Below are 14,369 nucleotides of genomic sequence, written 5' to 3'. Positions count from 1 at the left end.
CAGCGGGCCGTCAATCGCAGCTCTTATAAAAAACGGGCGCGAACCGAGGTCCGCGCCCGTAAATGTCGATGCCCGAAGGCTTACTTGCGCATCAATCCGCCGCGCTCGTCGATGGCATCCCAGAAGGCATCGGCAAAGCGGGGATCGCTTGCAGCCATGAGGGCGTTGGTGGCCATCCAGCCAGAGGGGGTGCCGGTGTCGTAGCCCGACAGCGGGTCGATGACGACGGCATACATGGCCTCACGGTCGAGCGAACGGGCCATGGCGTCAGTGAGCTGGATCTCGCCGCCCTTGCCGGCCTGCTGATCTGCCAGCAGGTCCATGACCAGCGGGCTCAGCAGGTAACGACCGACGATGTACAGGTTGGACGGAGCCGCCTCGGGAGCGGGCTTCTCGACCAGACCGCCGATGCGCCAGACAGCGCCCGGCTCGGCATCGGCAACGCCCTCGGCGCCCTCGAGCGAACCGACGCGCTCGCCGGCGATAACGCCGTAGCGGCTGACTTCCTCGGGCGAGCAAGCAGCGACGGCGATAACCGAAGCTCCACCGTGCTCCTTGGAAACGGCGAGCATCTTGTCGCAGATGTCGCGATTAGGCACAACGTAGTCGCCCAGAAGAACCAGGAAGTTCTCCCCTGCCACGGCGTCGGCAGCAGAGCGGATAGCATGGCCGAGGCCCTTGGGCTCGTACTGATAACGGAAGTCGACCGGCATACCGCCAGCGTGGGCGACGGCATCGGCATAAGCGTTCTTGCCGCGCTCGCGCAGCAGGTTCTCGAGCGAGCGATCGGGCTGGAAGTAGTTCAGTAGCTCGGGCTTACCGGGAGAAGTAACGATGATGGCGTCGTCGACTTCCTCGGGGTCGAGCGCCTCCTCGACGACGTACTGAATGACGGGCTTGTCGAGCACCGGCAGCATCTCTTTGGGCGTGCACTTGGTGCCAGGCAGAAAACGCGTGCCAAGACCGGCGGCGGGGATGATTGCCTTCATGTTATTCAAAGATCCTTTCGCAGGCGCAAAAGCGCCCCATGCGTGCGGCGCACAGCCGCAGACCAAATTGCGATACCCAAGCATCTTACCGCTGGAACTATATGTCGCTACAAGGCAGAGACAATTCTTCAGCAGGTCAACGCAAATTATTGCTCGAATGGTGCAATTTTATTGCCCAACGGCAGGGCACCCGATACGACGCAAATCACAGAATATGGCAGTTTGAGCTACCGATGTCGAGGGACCGAAAAACAAAAAAAGACGGGGCTCGCAATGCGAACCCCGTCTGCAAAGAAATCTGGCGAGAAAGCCTGATTACTTGAGGGTGACAGCAGCGCCAGCAGCCTCGAGCTTCTCCTTGGCAGCCTCGGCGTCCTCCTTCTTGGCACCCTCGAGAACAGCCTTGGGAGCGCCCTCGACGACCTCCTTGGCCTCCTTCAGGCCAAGGTTGGTGAGCTCACGGACGGCCTTGATGACCTGGATCTTGTTGTCGCCGAAGCCCTCGAGCACGACGTCAAACTCGGTCTTCTCCTCGGCCTCAGCAGCGCCAGCAGCGGGAGCGGCGACAACAGCGGCAGGAGCAGCGGCGGAAACGCCGAAGGTGTCCTCGATAGCCTTGACGAGCTCAGAAGCCTCGAGAAGGGTCATTTCCTTAAGAGCATCGATGATCTCATCGGTGGTAAGCTTAGCCATTTCTAAGTCCTTTCGGTTTCCGTGCGGATGCACGGAGATCAGTTAAAACACAGCGCGAATGCGCCAGGGGTGCGGCGTTGCCGCCGCGGGTGAAAACAGCAACTAGGCTGCCTTCTGCTCGGAGACCTGCTGGATCGAACGAGCGAGACCAGAGGAAACGCCGTTGACGCAGACAGCGATGTCGCGAGCGAAACCGGAGATGAGACCGGCAATCTGGCCGAGAAGCTGATCCTTGGTGGGCAGCTCGGCGATAGCCTTAACATCATCAGCGGAAACGGCCTTGCCGTCGGAGATACCGCCCTTGATCTCAAGGACGCCCTTGGACTGAGCGGAGAAGTCCTTAAGGGCCTTAGCGGCCTCGACCGGCTCGGACTCGTAGAACACATAAGCGACGGGGCCGGCGAGGATCTCGTCGAGCTCGGGCTGCTCCTGGTTCTTGAGAGCGATCTTGACCAGGTTGTTCTTGTAGACCTTCATCTCGGCGCCGCACTCGCGAAGCTGATGACGCAGCTCCTGAGCCTGCTTAACCGTCAGACCGTTGTAGTTGACGACGAACAGACCGGCGTTCTCGGCGATACGGGACTCGATCTCTGCAACCTTGTCGATTTTGTACTGCTGGGGCATGAATTACACCTCCTCGAATTCTTTCCGGGCACGGTCCGCCACAAGGACGTGACGGGGGCATGTCCAAAAAGAAAGCCCCCGCGCTGCATGAGCGACGGGGGCGAGAAGACATATCTACTCGACCACCTCGGCTGGCGGGAAGTCCCATTAAGCTCGCGGGTAAGACCCGTTTGCGCCGGCTGTCTCTGGCAGCGGATTCGTGCGTGAACCGAAAGTATTATGGCGGGGACCCCGGCGTCGGTCAACGGACACGAGGATTCGTACACAAACCCTGCATACGCTCCGGCCGGGAGGGGCAGGGCGAGTTTTCCGCTCGGTCAAGTCCTGGGCTCGCACGAAGGCCACATTAAGTGGCCTTCGGCTCGTGCGGAATCTACGGAAAACTCGCCCTGCCCCTCCCGGCCGGAGCTGCGGTAACTTTGTTGCGAATCCTCGTGTCCGTTGAGCGACGCGCCCCACGCATAACCCTTATGTCAGTGGGCTGATGTGTTGCGTCCCTGAGGACTACAAGGTCGAAACGAAGTTGGACAGGCGGCGGAGGCCTTCGTCCAGGTCTTTGTCGGAGACGCAGTAGCTTAGGCGGATGTGGCTTTCGGTGCCGAAGCAGTTTCCGGGGACTAGGGCTACGTTGGCCTCTTTGATGGCTTTGATGCAGAAGGCTTCGCTGGTTAGGCCGAACTTTTTGATGCTCGGGAAAGTGTAGAAGGCTCCTGCGGGCTCTACTACGTCGAGGCCCATGGCGTTTAAGGCTGCGAGTACACGTTTGCGACGGGCTCGGTAGACTTCGAGCATGGGGGTGGGGTCGACGGTGAGGGCTCGGGCTGCGGCGTCCATCTCGAAGGAAACGGCGCTCGATACTAGGTATTGGTGGGCCTTTGCGATCTCGGCGATGACGGGGGTTGCCGCTGCGAGCCAGCCCAGGCGCCAGCCGGTCATAGCCCAGGGCTTGGAGAAGCTCTCAATAACTACCGTCTGATCGCGAAGCTCCGGGTGACGCTGGGCAAAGCGCTCGTAGCCATCCACATAGACCAGACGGTTGTATACGTCGTCGCAGACCACGTAGATGCCCGCCTGCTCTGCCACGTGTGCCACGGCGTCGAGCGATGCTGCGTTGAGGATGCAGCCCGTGGGGTTGTTGGGCGAGCAGATGACGATGGCCTTGGTCGCCGGTGTCACGCAGGCACGAAGCGCTTCCTCATCGATCTGGAATTGCGCGGGCTCCGTATCAAAAAAGACCGCCTTAGCGTGGTTGGCCACGACGATGCTCTCGTACAGGCCAAAGGCCGGCGTGGGGATAATGACCTCGTCGCCGGGGTTGAGCATAGCCATGAATGTTGCCGACAGTGCCTCGGTCGCACCGTCGGTCAGGATGACCTCGTCAGCCGAAAACGTAAGGCCCGCGTCCCCCATGTAGGCAGATAACGCCTCACGCAGGGCGGGGCGACCGTTGTTGGGCGGATAGTGTGTGTCACCGCGGTCCAGTGCGGCGGTCACCTCGGCGCTAATCACATCGGGCGTGGGAAAATCGGGCTCGCCGAGCGCGAGCGCGATGCACCCCGGATGCTGGGCGGCGAGCGCGTTGATCCGGCGGATACCGGAGGGCTTGAGCATGGCAAGCGAGGTATTCATGGGCAGACGCATGGCGTTCCTTTCGTAAGGGTTGCACTAGGATAGCGCGGCGGGGCGCCACCAGACGGTGTAACCTAAACGGAAACGAGCCGGAAAGGAGGCAGCATGGAGTCGACCGTGCGCGACGATGTACCAAAAACGCTGCACACCATTGCGTATATCAGTATTCCCAATAGCGCCGATCTTGATTTTTTGCTCTGGGACCTGCAGGATGCCATCGCCGCTTATGCTCAACTTTCCGGCACTGCACTCCCCCGCCCGGTCGACTTGAAGGCAAATGACGCCGGCAGCGTTGCCGATGGCATCGTGCTGGCCATTGAAGATGTGGCTGACGATGAGACGTTGACAGCCATCGAGCAGGCACTTGAGCGCTTTGGCGGTACGGGAACGCGCGTCTATGCCGCGATTCGAGCCGCACAAGAGGGCACTGAGCAGGCGCGTGGGACCTCCGTTCGCCTGCACAAGGCATGTGAGCGCCATGACCAATTGTGGTGTGGCGGCGTTGCCATCTGCGCCGACAGCGGCATCGCAGCGCTTCGCCATTCCCCACGCATGGGCCTCTTGCGCCGACCTTTTTCGGAAGCGATGGATAAGCTTGTGGGCGCTGTGCGCATGGGCTGCTCCGTCGAGCATGCACAGCGACTTGGCGGCGGCAATGCCGCCAACGTCGACGCCGGCGGCATGGTTTGCGCCGAGCCAGCCGTGCCCGCGCCGATCTGGCGAGGCGTTCTGAAACGTCTGGGCGCCCACGCTCAAACAAAAATCTAAATTAAATAACAGCCCAGTCAACGGCTTCGTGCCAACGCCCAACAAGACGCTCCAGGCGCCAGGCGGCATTGGCGGGACTTGTCGAGGGCAGGGCGATGGCGGGCAGCCCGGTGCGTTCTTGTAGATAGCGCTTGTAGAGCCGGCCAGCTGTACCACCGTTGCATATCACCTGCTCAATGGGAGCTGCGCCGGTAATGCGCTCGATATGTGCCGGCACAACGTTGCGGATGCTCGCGTCGCTCGAGCCCTTAATGTCGCAGCTCTCGACCACATCCCACAGGGCCACGCCGCCGTTCAGCAGCATGGCCCGCTTGGCGGCAATGGAGGCATCGAGCGTCGCGGGCTCACCGCTTGCCAAAGAGTCTCCCTCGTTGGGCGGCACGGGCGCACCAAGGCACGCGGCCATCACGCGCCAAAAGCGGTTCTGCGGATTGCCATAGTAGAAGGCATTGGCACGCGAGAGCACCGAAGGAAACGACCCCAACACCAAAACGCGCGAGCGCTCGTCAAACACGGGTTCAAACCCATGCTCAATATGCTGATAGCCCTCGTCAGACGCGGCCACGAGCTAGGCCCTCAGCAGATAGCGCACCTCGTAGGGTGCAAGCTCAAGGGTACCCGTCAGCTCGACCGTGGGAGCATCGTCGGCAAGCAGGTCGACGAAGGAGCCGTTGAGTTCGCCGGCTCCAAAGGTATAGGGCTCGTTCACGGCATTGACCGCCACGAGCACCGTCGCGTCGTCGCAGGCGCGCTCGAACAGCAGCTGCTTGTTCTGGATCACCACGTTGCGATAGGCACCGTAGTTGAGAGCACGGGCAGCCGCGTCGTCGGCCGAGCGAAGGTGCGCAAGCTGCGTGATGAACGCCGTCAGCTCGTTGGGCGCAGGCTCATTGAGCGCAGGTCTCAGCGCCCAGTCGCCATCGGGGCCGCCCTTTTCGCCGGCAATTCCCCACTCGCTGCCATAGTAGACGCACGGGATGCCCGGCATGCCAAAGAGCATGCCGTAGGCGGGACGCAGACACGACTTGTCGGTGAGGATACTTGCCAGGCGCGGCACATCGTGGTTGTCGACAAACGACAGCAGATGTTTGCCGCGGTAGATGCACCACGGATCGCCGCCAAACTGGCGGTGCAGCGAATGGGCGATCTCGAACATGTTGACCGAGTTAAAGCTGGAGTACAGGCCCTTGTAGCACTCGTAGTTGGTGCAGGAGTCGAGCATCTCGTCGTTGACGATTTGGTTGTAGTCGCCGTGGAGCGTCTCGCCGATCAGCACAAAGTCGGGCTTGAGCTCACGGGTAAAGACGTGCAGGCGGCGCATAAAGTCGCGGTCGAGCATATAGGCAACGTCCAGGCGCAGGCCGTCGACGCCAAAGACCTCGGCCCAGCGGCGCACGGACTCGAGCAGGTAATCGACCACAGCGGGATTTTGCAGGTTGAGCTTCACAAGCTCAAAATGGCCTTCCCAGCCCTCGTACCAAAAGCCATCGCCATAGCAGGAATCGCCGTCAAAGCTAATGTGGAACCAGTCCTTGTACGGCGAGTCCCACTTGCGCTCCTGCACATCGCGGAAGGCCCAAAAACCGCGGCCGACGTGGTTGAAGACGGCATCGAGCACCACGCGGATGCCATGGGCATGCAGCGTGTCGCATACGGCGGCAAAGTCGGCGTCCCCACCCAGGCGACGGTCGATATGGCGCAGGCTGCGCGTGTCGTAGCCATGGCTATCAGATTCGAGCGGCGGGTTGATGAGCACGGCGCCAACGCCGAGTTCCTGCAGGTAGTCGGCCCATTGGGCGATCTTCATGATGGGCGCATCGGGGTTGGGTTCAGCGCCGGCAGCTTGGGAAAGTTCATCCTCGGCAACGGGCGCGGCGTTTTCGCGCGGAGCTCCGCAAAAGCCCAGCGGATAGATCTGATAGAACGTCGTCTCGTATGCCCACATAAGCAACCTCCCGGTAAGCTCAACACAACGACATCCATTGTATGCCCGCCGCGCATCCCCTCCCCCAAAATAAGTTGCGGTGGAATAGGGACTGTTTGCCGGGTTTATTGGGCCCAGCAGTCCGTATTTCACCGCAACTGATGAGGGAACGTGATTAGGCGACGGGCTTTGCGCGGCGTATGGTCGGGAACATCACCGTGATGGCGAGGATAACGCCCACGACGGCAATCGCCCCGCCCGCGAAGCCGATCCAGGCGATACCGGGGCCCGAAACCACGGCTCCGCCGATCGCGGTACCCGTGCCAATGCCCAGATTGAACAGGCCCGAGAAGATCGACATGGCGACGGCCGACGAGTCCGCCGGCGTGTACTTGATGAGCTCGGCCTGAAACGCCACGTTAAAGGCCGTGGCGCAGCAACCCCACAGTGCGCAAACAGCGAGAACCGCGGCGAGCGACGACGCGGCAGGACCCATAAGCAGCAAGGCAACCGGTACTCCGGAGAGCGTGATGGCAAGGAACGGAAAACGGTGCCCGTCGAACAGGCGGCCGAACAGCCAGCTTCCGAGCAGACCAGAGCAGCCGAACGCCGTCAGCGTCATAGTGATGGCGCTTGCGTCGACATGCGCGACCTGAGCCAGGAAAGGCTCGATATAGCTATAGCTCGCGTAATAGCCAGTTGCCATGAACACTGTGACCGCATAGAGCGCGATGAGGAGCGGGTTCTTGAGCAGCTCGGGCAGTTGCTTGACGGTAAAGCGCTCACCCGCCGGCATGGCCGGGAACACCGCTGCCTGGTAGACGGCCGCGATGGCCGAGAGGCCCCCGACCACGGCAAACGTCATGCGCCAGCCCACGGCCAAGCCAATGGCGCGACCGAGGGGCAGGCCAAAGATCTGCGCGATGGACGAGCCCGTAGCGATCATGCTGATGGCGAGCGCGCCGTGGCGAGTGTCGACCAGGCGCGAGGCCATAATCGAAGCGACCGACCAGAACACGGCATGCGCGCAAGCGACCACCAGGCGCGCGCAGACCAAGATGGGATAGGTGGGCGCCACGGCGGACAGGAACTGGCCGAGCGAGAACACGGCCAGCACGCCCAGCAGCATCCGCTTGAACTCGAAGCGCGAGGCAAACACCATGAGCGGCAACGACAGCAGCATGACGCCCCAGGCATAGACCGAGATCATGATGCCAGCTTGGGCCTCGGTAAGCGAGAACGACGCGGCGATATCAGTCAAAAGGCCGATGGGCATAAACTCCGACGTGTTGAACACGAACGCACAGCAGGTGAGCCCGACGAGTGGGAGCCACTGCCTGAGCGTGATGCCGTCTTGCCTTGCCTGACTCATATATAACATCTCCAATCATTTTGAGCGGAGGCGATTATATAGCAACGGCCCCGCATCCGTCAGTACAGATGCGGGGCCGAAAACAATTCGATACACAGAGGTTGCGCCGTCAATTCATAACTAAGCCAACCCCAGCAATATGCCCGCCGAATGCACGACAAACGCCACGATCCAGGCAACGGCGACCTGAAACGCGAATACGGCCACGGCATAGCGCGCGCCCAACTCGCTCTTGACGGCGCCGATTGCCGCCACACAAGGCGGGTACAGCAACGTAAAGACCAAGAACACGTAGGCGGTAAACGGCGAAAACATGGTCGACAGCGCCGCGGGCGACGTTGCGCCCAAAAGCACCGTGAGCGTCGAGATGACGCTCTCCTTGGCAATGAGCCCCGTGACGAGCGCCGTCGAGGCGCGCCAGTCGCCAAAGCCGAGCGGGGCCAACACCGGCGCGATGATGCTACCCAGACCGGCAAGCAGGCTTTGCGACTGGTCGGCGACCACGTTAAAGCGGATGTCGAACGTCTGAAGGAACCAGATGACCACGGTCGCGGCAAAGATGATGGTAAAGGCCTTGGTGATGAAGTCCTTGGCCTTATCCCATGCCAGCATCACCGTCGTCTTGACGCTCGGCAGGCGGTAATTGGGGAGCTCCATGATAAACGGCACCGGGTCGCCCTTAAATGCCGTGCGGTTGAGCACCAAAGCCGCGATGCAGCCGACCACGATACCGATCAGATAGAGTGAGACCATGGCGGGAACCGTCGCCTGCGGGAAAAACGCCCCGCACAGCAAGCCGTAAACCGGCAACTTGGCTGAGCAGCTCATAAACGGCGTGAGCATGACCGTCATCTTGCGGTCGTGCTCGGATGGGAGCGTACGGGTCGACATGATAGCCGGCACGGTGCAGCCAAAACCGACGAGCATGGGCACGAAGCTGCGGCCCGACAGGCCAAAGCGACGTAACACCTTATCCATGACAAAGGCTACGCGTGCCATGTAGCCGGAGTCTTCCAGAATGGAGAGGAACAAGAAGAGCACGACGATAATCGGCAGGAAGGTCAGCACACTGCCCACGCCCGTAAGCACGCCGTCGACAGCCAGCGAGCGCACCACGTCGTTGGTGCCGAACGCCTTGAGGCCTGCATCGGCCGAGGCGATGATAGCAGCGATGCCGTCCTCCATAAGTCCCTGCAACGCCGCGCCGATCACGCCAAACGTCAGCCAAAAGACGAGGCCCATGATCACCAGAAACGCCGGAATGGCTGTGTAACGACCTGTTAGGATGCGGTCAATCTTGACGGAGCGCACGTGCTCGCGGCTTTCGTGTGGCTTGACGACGCAGCGCCCGCACACGTCGCCGATAAAGCTAAAACGCATATCGGCCAGCGCAGATAGGCGGTCGGTGCCGGCCTCGCCCTCCATCTGGGTAATGATGTGCTCGATAGCGTCGAGCTCATTGCGGTCCAGGTGAAGCGCCTCGGTTACCAGCTCATCGCCCTCGACCAGCTTGGTCGCCGCAAAGCGCACCGGGATGTGCGCCGTCACGGCATGGTCCTCGATCAGGTTAGCAATACCGTGGATGCAGCGATGCAGCGCACCGCCGTCCGGACCGTCGGGCGCGCAAAAGTCCAGGCGACCAGGGCGCTCGCGGAACCGCGCCACGTGCAAGGCATGATCCACCAACTCGCCGATACCCTCGTTGCGGGCAGCGCTAATGGGAACAACGGGCACGCCCAACAGGCTCTCGAGCAGGTTGACGTCCACGGCGCCGCCGTTGGCGGTCACCTCGTCCATCATGTTGAGCGCGATGACCATGGGGCGGTCGAGCTCCATGAGCTGCAGTGTCAGGTACAGGTTACGCTCGATGTTGGTAGCGTCAATGATGTCGATGATGGCGTCCGGGCGCTCGTCGAGGATGAACTGACGGCTCACGACCTCCTCGCCTGTGTACGGCGACAGGGAGTAAATGCCGGGCAGGTCGGTAACGCTCGCCTCGGGATGGTTACGGATGGTGCCATCTTTGCGGTCGACCGTCACGCCGGGAAAGTTACCGACGTGCTGGTTGGAGCCCGTCAGCTGGTTGAATAACGTGGTCTTGCCGCAGTTTTGGTTGCCGGCGAGGGCAAAGTGCAGCGGCGCGCCCTCTGGCACGGCCGTCTTTGCCGCACGGGGCGAATACGTCCCCTCGCCCAGGGCCGGATGCTCCGTCGTGCCGATTGCGGCGTTAGCGCGCGGACCCGTATCGGTGTCGTGAATACCCACGAGCTCGATGCGAGCGGCATCGTCCTTACGCAGTGTCAACTCGTAGCCACGCAGGCGGATCTCGAGCGGGTCACCCATGGGGGCGTACTTCATCATGGTGACTTCGGTGCCCGGCGTTAGACCCATGTCCAAAATATGCTGTCGGAGTGCCTGATCGTCCGATGCCACCGATGCGACAACGGCGTCCTTTCCAATCTCGAGTGTATCGAGCTTCACGTCCGTGTTCCTCCCCCGGCGCCCGCAGGGCGTTGTATTTATGTTCACCATGGCTAACCGTTTGCCATGGCTAACCAATTTTAAACTTACATGATAGCGTGAACACACAACGACGTTCAATCGACAGATTGCTGCAAGGAACGTCCCCAAGTGCCGGCACAAAAGGAACGTCCCCAAGTGCCAAGTGCCGCAAGAGTGTCCCTTCCGGCTAGTCGCTTAAGAACGTCCCCAATGACTACCTACGCCAAGCCCTTGACAGCTAGGACGATGCCGATGTCTTGGAACCGACGGCGAAAGCCCGCCAGAGCGAGCAAGGTGCCTTGAAACGAGGCGGCATTGACCTTCTGGTCATGCCGCCGCAGTTGAAAGGCAGATTGCCGCCCTGGCGGGCTTGCAGCGTCAAGTGGTTACGGCGTTTGGTAAAACGCCGTAACTAAAACCCGTGGCGCTCGAGGAAGCGGAAGGCCAGGCGGATCCAGGGACGGACGGAAACCTGCTTGTCCTCGTTGTCGACCGCGGTGTTGGCGTTGCCGAGCGAAAGGCCGTGACCACCTTGGTCAAAGACGTGCATCTCGCAAGGGACGCCCTCCTCTGCCATGCGTTGGGCAAACGGATAGACCTGCGCGATCGGCGCCGTTTTGTCGTCGGACACGCCCCACACAAAGGTCGGCGGCATCTGACGCGAAACATGCGTGGTGGGGCAGATGTCGGCCAAATGCTCGTCAGTTGCCTCGCCACCCGTCACCATCGACAGGTAGTCGTTGAGCAAATCGCGCCCCGTCTTGCCGCCCGTCTTGGGCACACGCAAGTCAATGCGCGGATCGCGCGTCTGCATGTCGCGCACATAGGCAAAGTCGAGCAATGGATAGCCCAGCACCACGGCATCGGGACGAATGTCGTCCGGACGCGCCCCTGCCAAGCCCGCGAAGGGGCCGGTCTTCCACTGTGTTGCCAGCGAGGCGCAAATCATGCCGCCAGCAGAAAAGCCCACGACGCACACGCGCTTGGGGTCGACATGCCACTCGTCGGCATTCGCGCGCACCGTGGCGACCATCTTGGCAAGATCTGCCTGGGGGTGCGGAAAGCTCACGTCACCCGTAGAACTCGTGACATAGTTGAGCACAAAGGCCTGGTAGCCGCGGTCCAAAAATGCAAACGCCACCGGGTCCTGCTCGTGCGGAGCGATATGTGTAAACCCGCCTCCGCCGCAGATAATCACCGCGGGGCGGCGGCCATTGGGCTTGTCGGGGAGCGGCTCGGCACCCAGATACGTAAACGTCGCCGGATATTCCTCGGTCGGCTCCTCGCCCCACAGCGCATGGTTCTCGACAATCATATGTGCTCCCTTCGCGCAAATTATGCGCCCTTGTTTTTCGCCTTCAAGCGTACTCCACTTGAACCCGTGGCGCAGAAACACTCCGGCAATAAGTTTCCCTTCAACTGATATATCACATAATCCCAGTTCAGAGGTATCGTTGAGCAGCGTAGAATAGGGGCGTTGACCAAGCCGCGAAACACATGTGAAACGTTTCCGGCAAACCAAACGCGCGATATGCGCCTATTTAAGTTGGAGGCAACTATGGGTCTGCTCGATTCGCTTAAGTCCACCTTCACCTCGGCCGGCGAGGCGTCCGTTCCGCCCGCAGCAAGCTTCGCCACCCGCGAAGGCGTCATCTACGCCCCCGTCAACGGCGTGCTCGTCAACTTGGACGAGGTTCCCGACGAGACGATCGCCTCGGGCATGCTTGGCCAGGGCTATGGCATCGAGCCCATTACCGGCACCATCTATGCGCCCGCCAACGGCCGCATCGGCGCCACCACTGTCACCAACCACTCCATTGGCATGATCACCGAGGACGGTCTTCGCGTGTTCATCCATGTTGGCCTGGGCACCGTGGAAATGAACGGCAAGGGTTTTGCCCGCTTTGTCGAGATGGGCGATGTGGTCAAGGCAGGCCAGCCGCTCATCAGCTTCGACCGCGAGGCCATTAAGGCCGCTGGTCACGAAGACATCGTGACCGTCATCGTCTCCGAGCTCGACCGTCTTAAGAGCATCGACCATGTCGGCGAGTCCGGAACGCTTATCGGCGGCAACCCGCTCGTCAAGCTTGGCGACCCGCTGCTGGTTGCCAAGACCAAGTAGCCAGGCCCCGCGCCACACAGCAAAAAGGCACCTCGTTAAGCGCCCGCGACCATTTGGCCGCGGGCGCTTTTCGTTTGAAAAACCATCCCGCCAATGCCTTATCTGTATAGCCCAAATGAGCCGAGCTGCTAGAATAACGAACCGTATGGATAACTATCATTCAACCGTTATGGGAGGATACGTGAACCGCACCAAAATCGCGCAGCTCTATGCCGATGCCGAGTCGCTCGGCGGCCAGACCGTCACCGTCGCCGGCTGGGTCAAGTCCGTCCGCGACATGAAGAACTTTGGCTTTGTTACGCTCAACGACGGCAGCTGCTTCCGCGACCTGCAGGTCGTCATGAACCGCGAGGCACTCGACAACTACGACGAGATCGCCCATCAAAACGTCTCGGCCGCACTCATTTGCACTGGCACCGTCAAGCTGACCCCCGATGCGCCCCAGCCTTTCGAGCTTTCTGCCACCTCCATCGAGGTCGAGGGCACGAGCGCCCCGGATTACCCGCTGCAGAAGAAGCGCGCAACCGTCGAGTTCCTGCGCACCCAGCAGCACCTGCGCCCGCGCACCAACCTGTTCCGCGCCGTGTTCCGCATCCGCTCTGTCGCGGCTGCCGCCATCCACCGCTTCTTCCAGGAGCAGGGCTTTGTCTACGTCAATACCCCCATCATCACCACGAGTGACTGCGAGGGCGCCGGCGAGATGTTCCGCGTGACCACGCTCGACCCCAAAAATCCGCCCCTCACCGAGTCCGGCGAGGTCGACTGGAGCCAGGACTTCTTTGGCAAGCATGCAAGCCTCACCGTGTCCGGCCAGCTCAATGCCGAGAACTTTGCCATGGCCTTTGGCGACGTGTACACCTTTGGCCCCACCTTCCGCGCCGAGAACTCCAACACCACGCGCCACGCCGCCGAGTTTTGGATGATCGAGCCCGAGATGGCCTTTGCCGACCTTAACGACTACATGGATAACGCCGAGGCCATGCTCAAGTACGTCCTTAAGGACGTTATGGCCACCTGCCCCGACGAACTCAACATGCTCAACAAGTTTGTGGACAAGGGTCTGCTCGAGCGCCTGGACCATGTCGCCAACTCCGACTTCGCCCGCGTCACCTATACCGAGGCCGTCGAAATCCTGGAGCAGGCCGTCGCCGCCGGTCACAAGTTTGACTATCCCGTCAGCTGGGGCATCGACCTGCAGACCGAGCACGAGCGTTTCCTGACCGAGGAGCACTTTAAGCGCCCGACCTTCGTAACCGACTACCCGGCCGAGATCAAGGCGTTCTACATGCGCATGAACGAGGACGGCAAGACCGTCGCCGCCGCCGACTGCCTGGTTCCCGGTATTGGCGAGATTATCGGCGGCTCCCAGCGCGAGGAGCGCCTGGATCTGCTCGAGGCCCGCATCAAGGACCTGGGCATGAATCCCGAGCAGTACAAGTACTACCTTGACCTGCGCCGCTACGGTTCCTGCAAGCACGCCGGCTACGGTCTGGGCTTCGAGCGCTTGGTCATGTATCTGACCGGCGTGGGCAACATCCGCGACGTCCTGCCGCACCCGCGCACCGTGGGCAACGCCGACTTCTAATCGTCGGACGCCAGCTCGCGTCGCCACACGCCAACGCTCATCGCACAAGCGTCTCTCGACATCGGTCGAGAGACGCTTTTTTCAACAGCATCCGTCAAGCTTTTGGCAAGTTTTTGGTCAGTTGAGCAGGGCTGTTGAAAACTCGACCCGCCGTTTGCCGA

At 61.2% G+C, this 14,369-nt stretch carries 12 protein-coding genes; 3 read left to right on the top strand and 9 right to left on the bottom strand.

What is annotated here, in order from left to right; genetic code table 11:
• Window positions 1-80 precede the first annotated feature (80 nt).
• The 4 genes from GDJ93_RS00970 to GDJ93_RS00955 form a co-directional block, all read right to left on the bottom strand.
• On the bottom strand, window positions 81-989 hold the full coding sequence (locus tag GDJ93_RS00970) for a UTP--glucose-1-phosphate uridylyltransferase (protein ID WP_055285202.1): 909 nt from the start codon (window positions 987-989) through the stop codon (window positions 81-83).
• A gap of 315 nt (window positions 990-1,304) precedes the next feature.
• Window positions 1,305-1,682, bottom strand: a complete 378-nt coding sequence (rplL, locus tag GDJ93_RS00965; protein WP_006235005.1) for a 50S ribosomal protein L7/L12 — start codon at window positions 1,680-1,682, stop codon at window positions 1,305-1,307.
• A 102-nt stretch (window positions 1,683-1,784) separates the two neighbouring features.
• On the bottom strand, window positions 1,785-2,306 hold the full coding sequence (gene rplJ, locus GDJ93_RS00960) for a 50S ribosomal protein L10 (RefSeq protein WP_099432079.1): 522 nt from the start codon (window positions 2,304-2,306) through the stop codon (window positions 1,785-1,787).
• A gap of 504 nt (window positions 2,307-2,810) precedes the next feature.
• Window positions 2,811-3,947 (bottom strand): pyridoxal phosphate-dependent aminotransferase, encoded by a 1,137-nt coding sequence (locus tag GDJ93_RS00955; RefSeq protein WP_152067419.1) that lies wholly within the window; start codon window positions 3,945-3,947, stop codon window positions 2,811-2,813.
• A 93-nt stretch (window positions 3,948-4,040) separates the two neighbouring features.
• On the opposite strand from GDJ93_RS00955, the gene GDJ93_RS00950 reads away from it, so the two are divergent.
• On the top strand, window positions 4,041-4,703 hold the full coding sequence (locus GDJ93_RS00950) for a hypothetical protein (protein WP_152067418.1): 663 nt from the start codon (window positions 4,041-4,043) through the stop codon (window positions 4,701-4,703).
• A 1-nt stretch (window position 4,704) separates the two neighbouring features.
• On the opposite strand, the gene GDJ93_RS00945 is transcribed toward GDJ93_RS00950, so the two are convergent.
• The 5 genes from GDJ93_RS00945 to GDJ93_RS00925 all read right to left on the bottom strand — a co-directional run bounded on the left by GDJ93_RS00945 (window position 4,705) and on the right by GDJ93_RS00925 (window position 11,816).
• Window positions 4,705-5,268, bottom strand: a complete 564-nt coding sequence (locus GDJ93_RS00945; RefSeq protein WP_152067417.1) for a DNA-deoxyinosine glycosylase — start codon at window positions 5,266-5,268, stop codon at window positions 4,705-4,707.
• A gap of 3 nt (window positions 5,269-5,271) precedes the next feature.
• Window positions 5,272-6,648 carry an alpha-amylase family glycosyl hydrolase gene (locus tag GDJ93_RS00940; protein WP_152067416.1) on the bottom strand — a complete coding sequence of 459 codons (1,377 nt, stop codon included), beginning with the start codon at window positions 6,646-6,648 and terminating at the stop codon, window positions 5,272-5,274.
• A 154-nt stretch (window positions 6,649-6,802) separates the two neighbouring features.
• A complete protein-coding gene (locus tag GDJ93_RS00935) occupies window positions 6,803-7,999 on the bottom strand; it encodes an MFS transporter (protein ID WP_152067415.1) in 1,197 nt (398 codons plus the stop codon).
• A 120-nt stretch (window positions 8,000-8,119) separates the two neighbouring features.
• Window positions 8,120-10,531 carry a ferrous iron transport protein B gene (gene feoB, locus GDJ93_RS00930; RefSeq protein ID WP_152067414.1) on the bottom strand — a complete coding sequence of 804 codons (2,412 nt, stop codon included), beginning with the start codon at window positions 10,529-10,531 and terminating at the stop codon, window positions 8,120-8,122.
• 382 nt (window positions 10,532-10,913) lie between these two features.
• Window positions 10,914-11,816 (bottom strand): alpha/beta hydrolase, encoded by a 903-nt coding sequence (locus tag GDJ93_RS00925; protein ID WP_152067413.1) that lies wholly within the window; start codon window positions 11,814-11,816, stop codon window positions 10,914-10,916.
• A gap of 243 nt (window positions 11,817-12,059) precedes the next feature.
• Between GDJ93_RS00925 and GDJ93_RS00920 the strand changes: the two genes are divergently transcribed.
• Together GDJ93_RS00920 and asnS are read left to right on the top strand one after the other, a co-directional pair.
• Complete coding sequence (locus GDJ93_RS00920; protein ID WP_226812400.1) at window positions 12,060-12,623, top strand: PTS sugar transporter subunit IIA; 564 nt, start codon at window positions 12,060-12,062, stop codon at window positions 12,621-12,623.
• 181 nt (window positions 12,624-12,804) lie between these two features.
• Window positions 12,805-14,208, top strand: coding sequence for an asparagine--tRNA ligase (gene asnS, locus GDJ93_RS00915; RefSeq protein WP_055285210.1), 1,404 nt, complete (start codon window positions 12,805-12,807; stop codon window positions 14,206-14,208).
• Window positions 14,209-14,369 lie beyond the last annotated feature (161 nt).

This window comes from Collinsella aerofaciens (assembly GCF_902501475.1).
Taxonomy (GTDB): domain Bacteria; phylum Actinomycetota; class Coriobacteriia; order Coriobacteriales; family Coriobacteriaceae; genus Collinsella; species Collinsella aerofaciens_AL.
The sequence above is the reverse complement of the archived record's forward strand: the minus strand, read 5'-3'. Positions and strand labels throughout refer to the sequence as shown.

Bases quoted from the DNA above. Each gene is read 5' to 3' on its own strand.
- GDJ93_RS00970 (WP_055285202.1), bottom strand. From the start codon at position 989: ATGAAGGCAATCATCCCCGCCGCCGGTCTTGGCACGCGTTTTCTGCCT.
- rplL (WP_006235005.1), bottom strand. From the start codon at position 1,682: ATGGCTAAGCTTACCACCGATGAGATCATCGATGCTCTTAAGGAAATG.
- rplJ (WP_099432079.1), bottom strand. From the start codon at position 2,306: ATGCCCCAGCAGTACAAAATCGACAAGGTTGCAGAGATCGAGTCCCGT.
- GDJ93_RS00955 (WP_152067419.1), bottom strand. From the start codon at position 3,947: ATGCGTCTGCCCATGAATACCTCGCTTGCCATGCTCAAGCCCTCCGGT.
- GDJ93_RS00950 (WP_152067418.1), top strand. From the start codon at position 4,041: ATGGAGTCGACCGTGCGCGACGATGTACCAAAAACGCTGCACACCATT.
- GDJ93_RS00940 (WP_152067416.1), bottom strand. From the start codon at position 6,648: ATGTGGGCATACGAGACGACGTTCTATCAGATCTATCCGCTGGGCTTT.
- GDJ93_RS00935 (WP_152067415.1), bottom strand. From the start codon at position 7,999: ATGAGTCAGGCAAGGCAAGACGGCATCACGCTCAGGCAGTGGCTCCCA.
- feoB (WP_152067414.1), bottom strand. From the start codon at position 10,531: ATGGTGAACATAAATACAACGCCCTGCGGGCGCCGGGGGAGGAACACG.
- GDJ93_RS00925 (WP_152067413.1), bottom strand. From the start codon at position 11,816: ATGATTGTCGAGAACCATGCGCTGTGGGGCGAGGAGCCGACCGAGGAA.
- GDJ93_RS00920 (WP_226812400.1), top strand. From the start codon at position 12,060: ATGGGTCTGCTCGATTCGCTTAAGTCCACCTTCACCTCGGCCGGCGAG.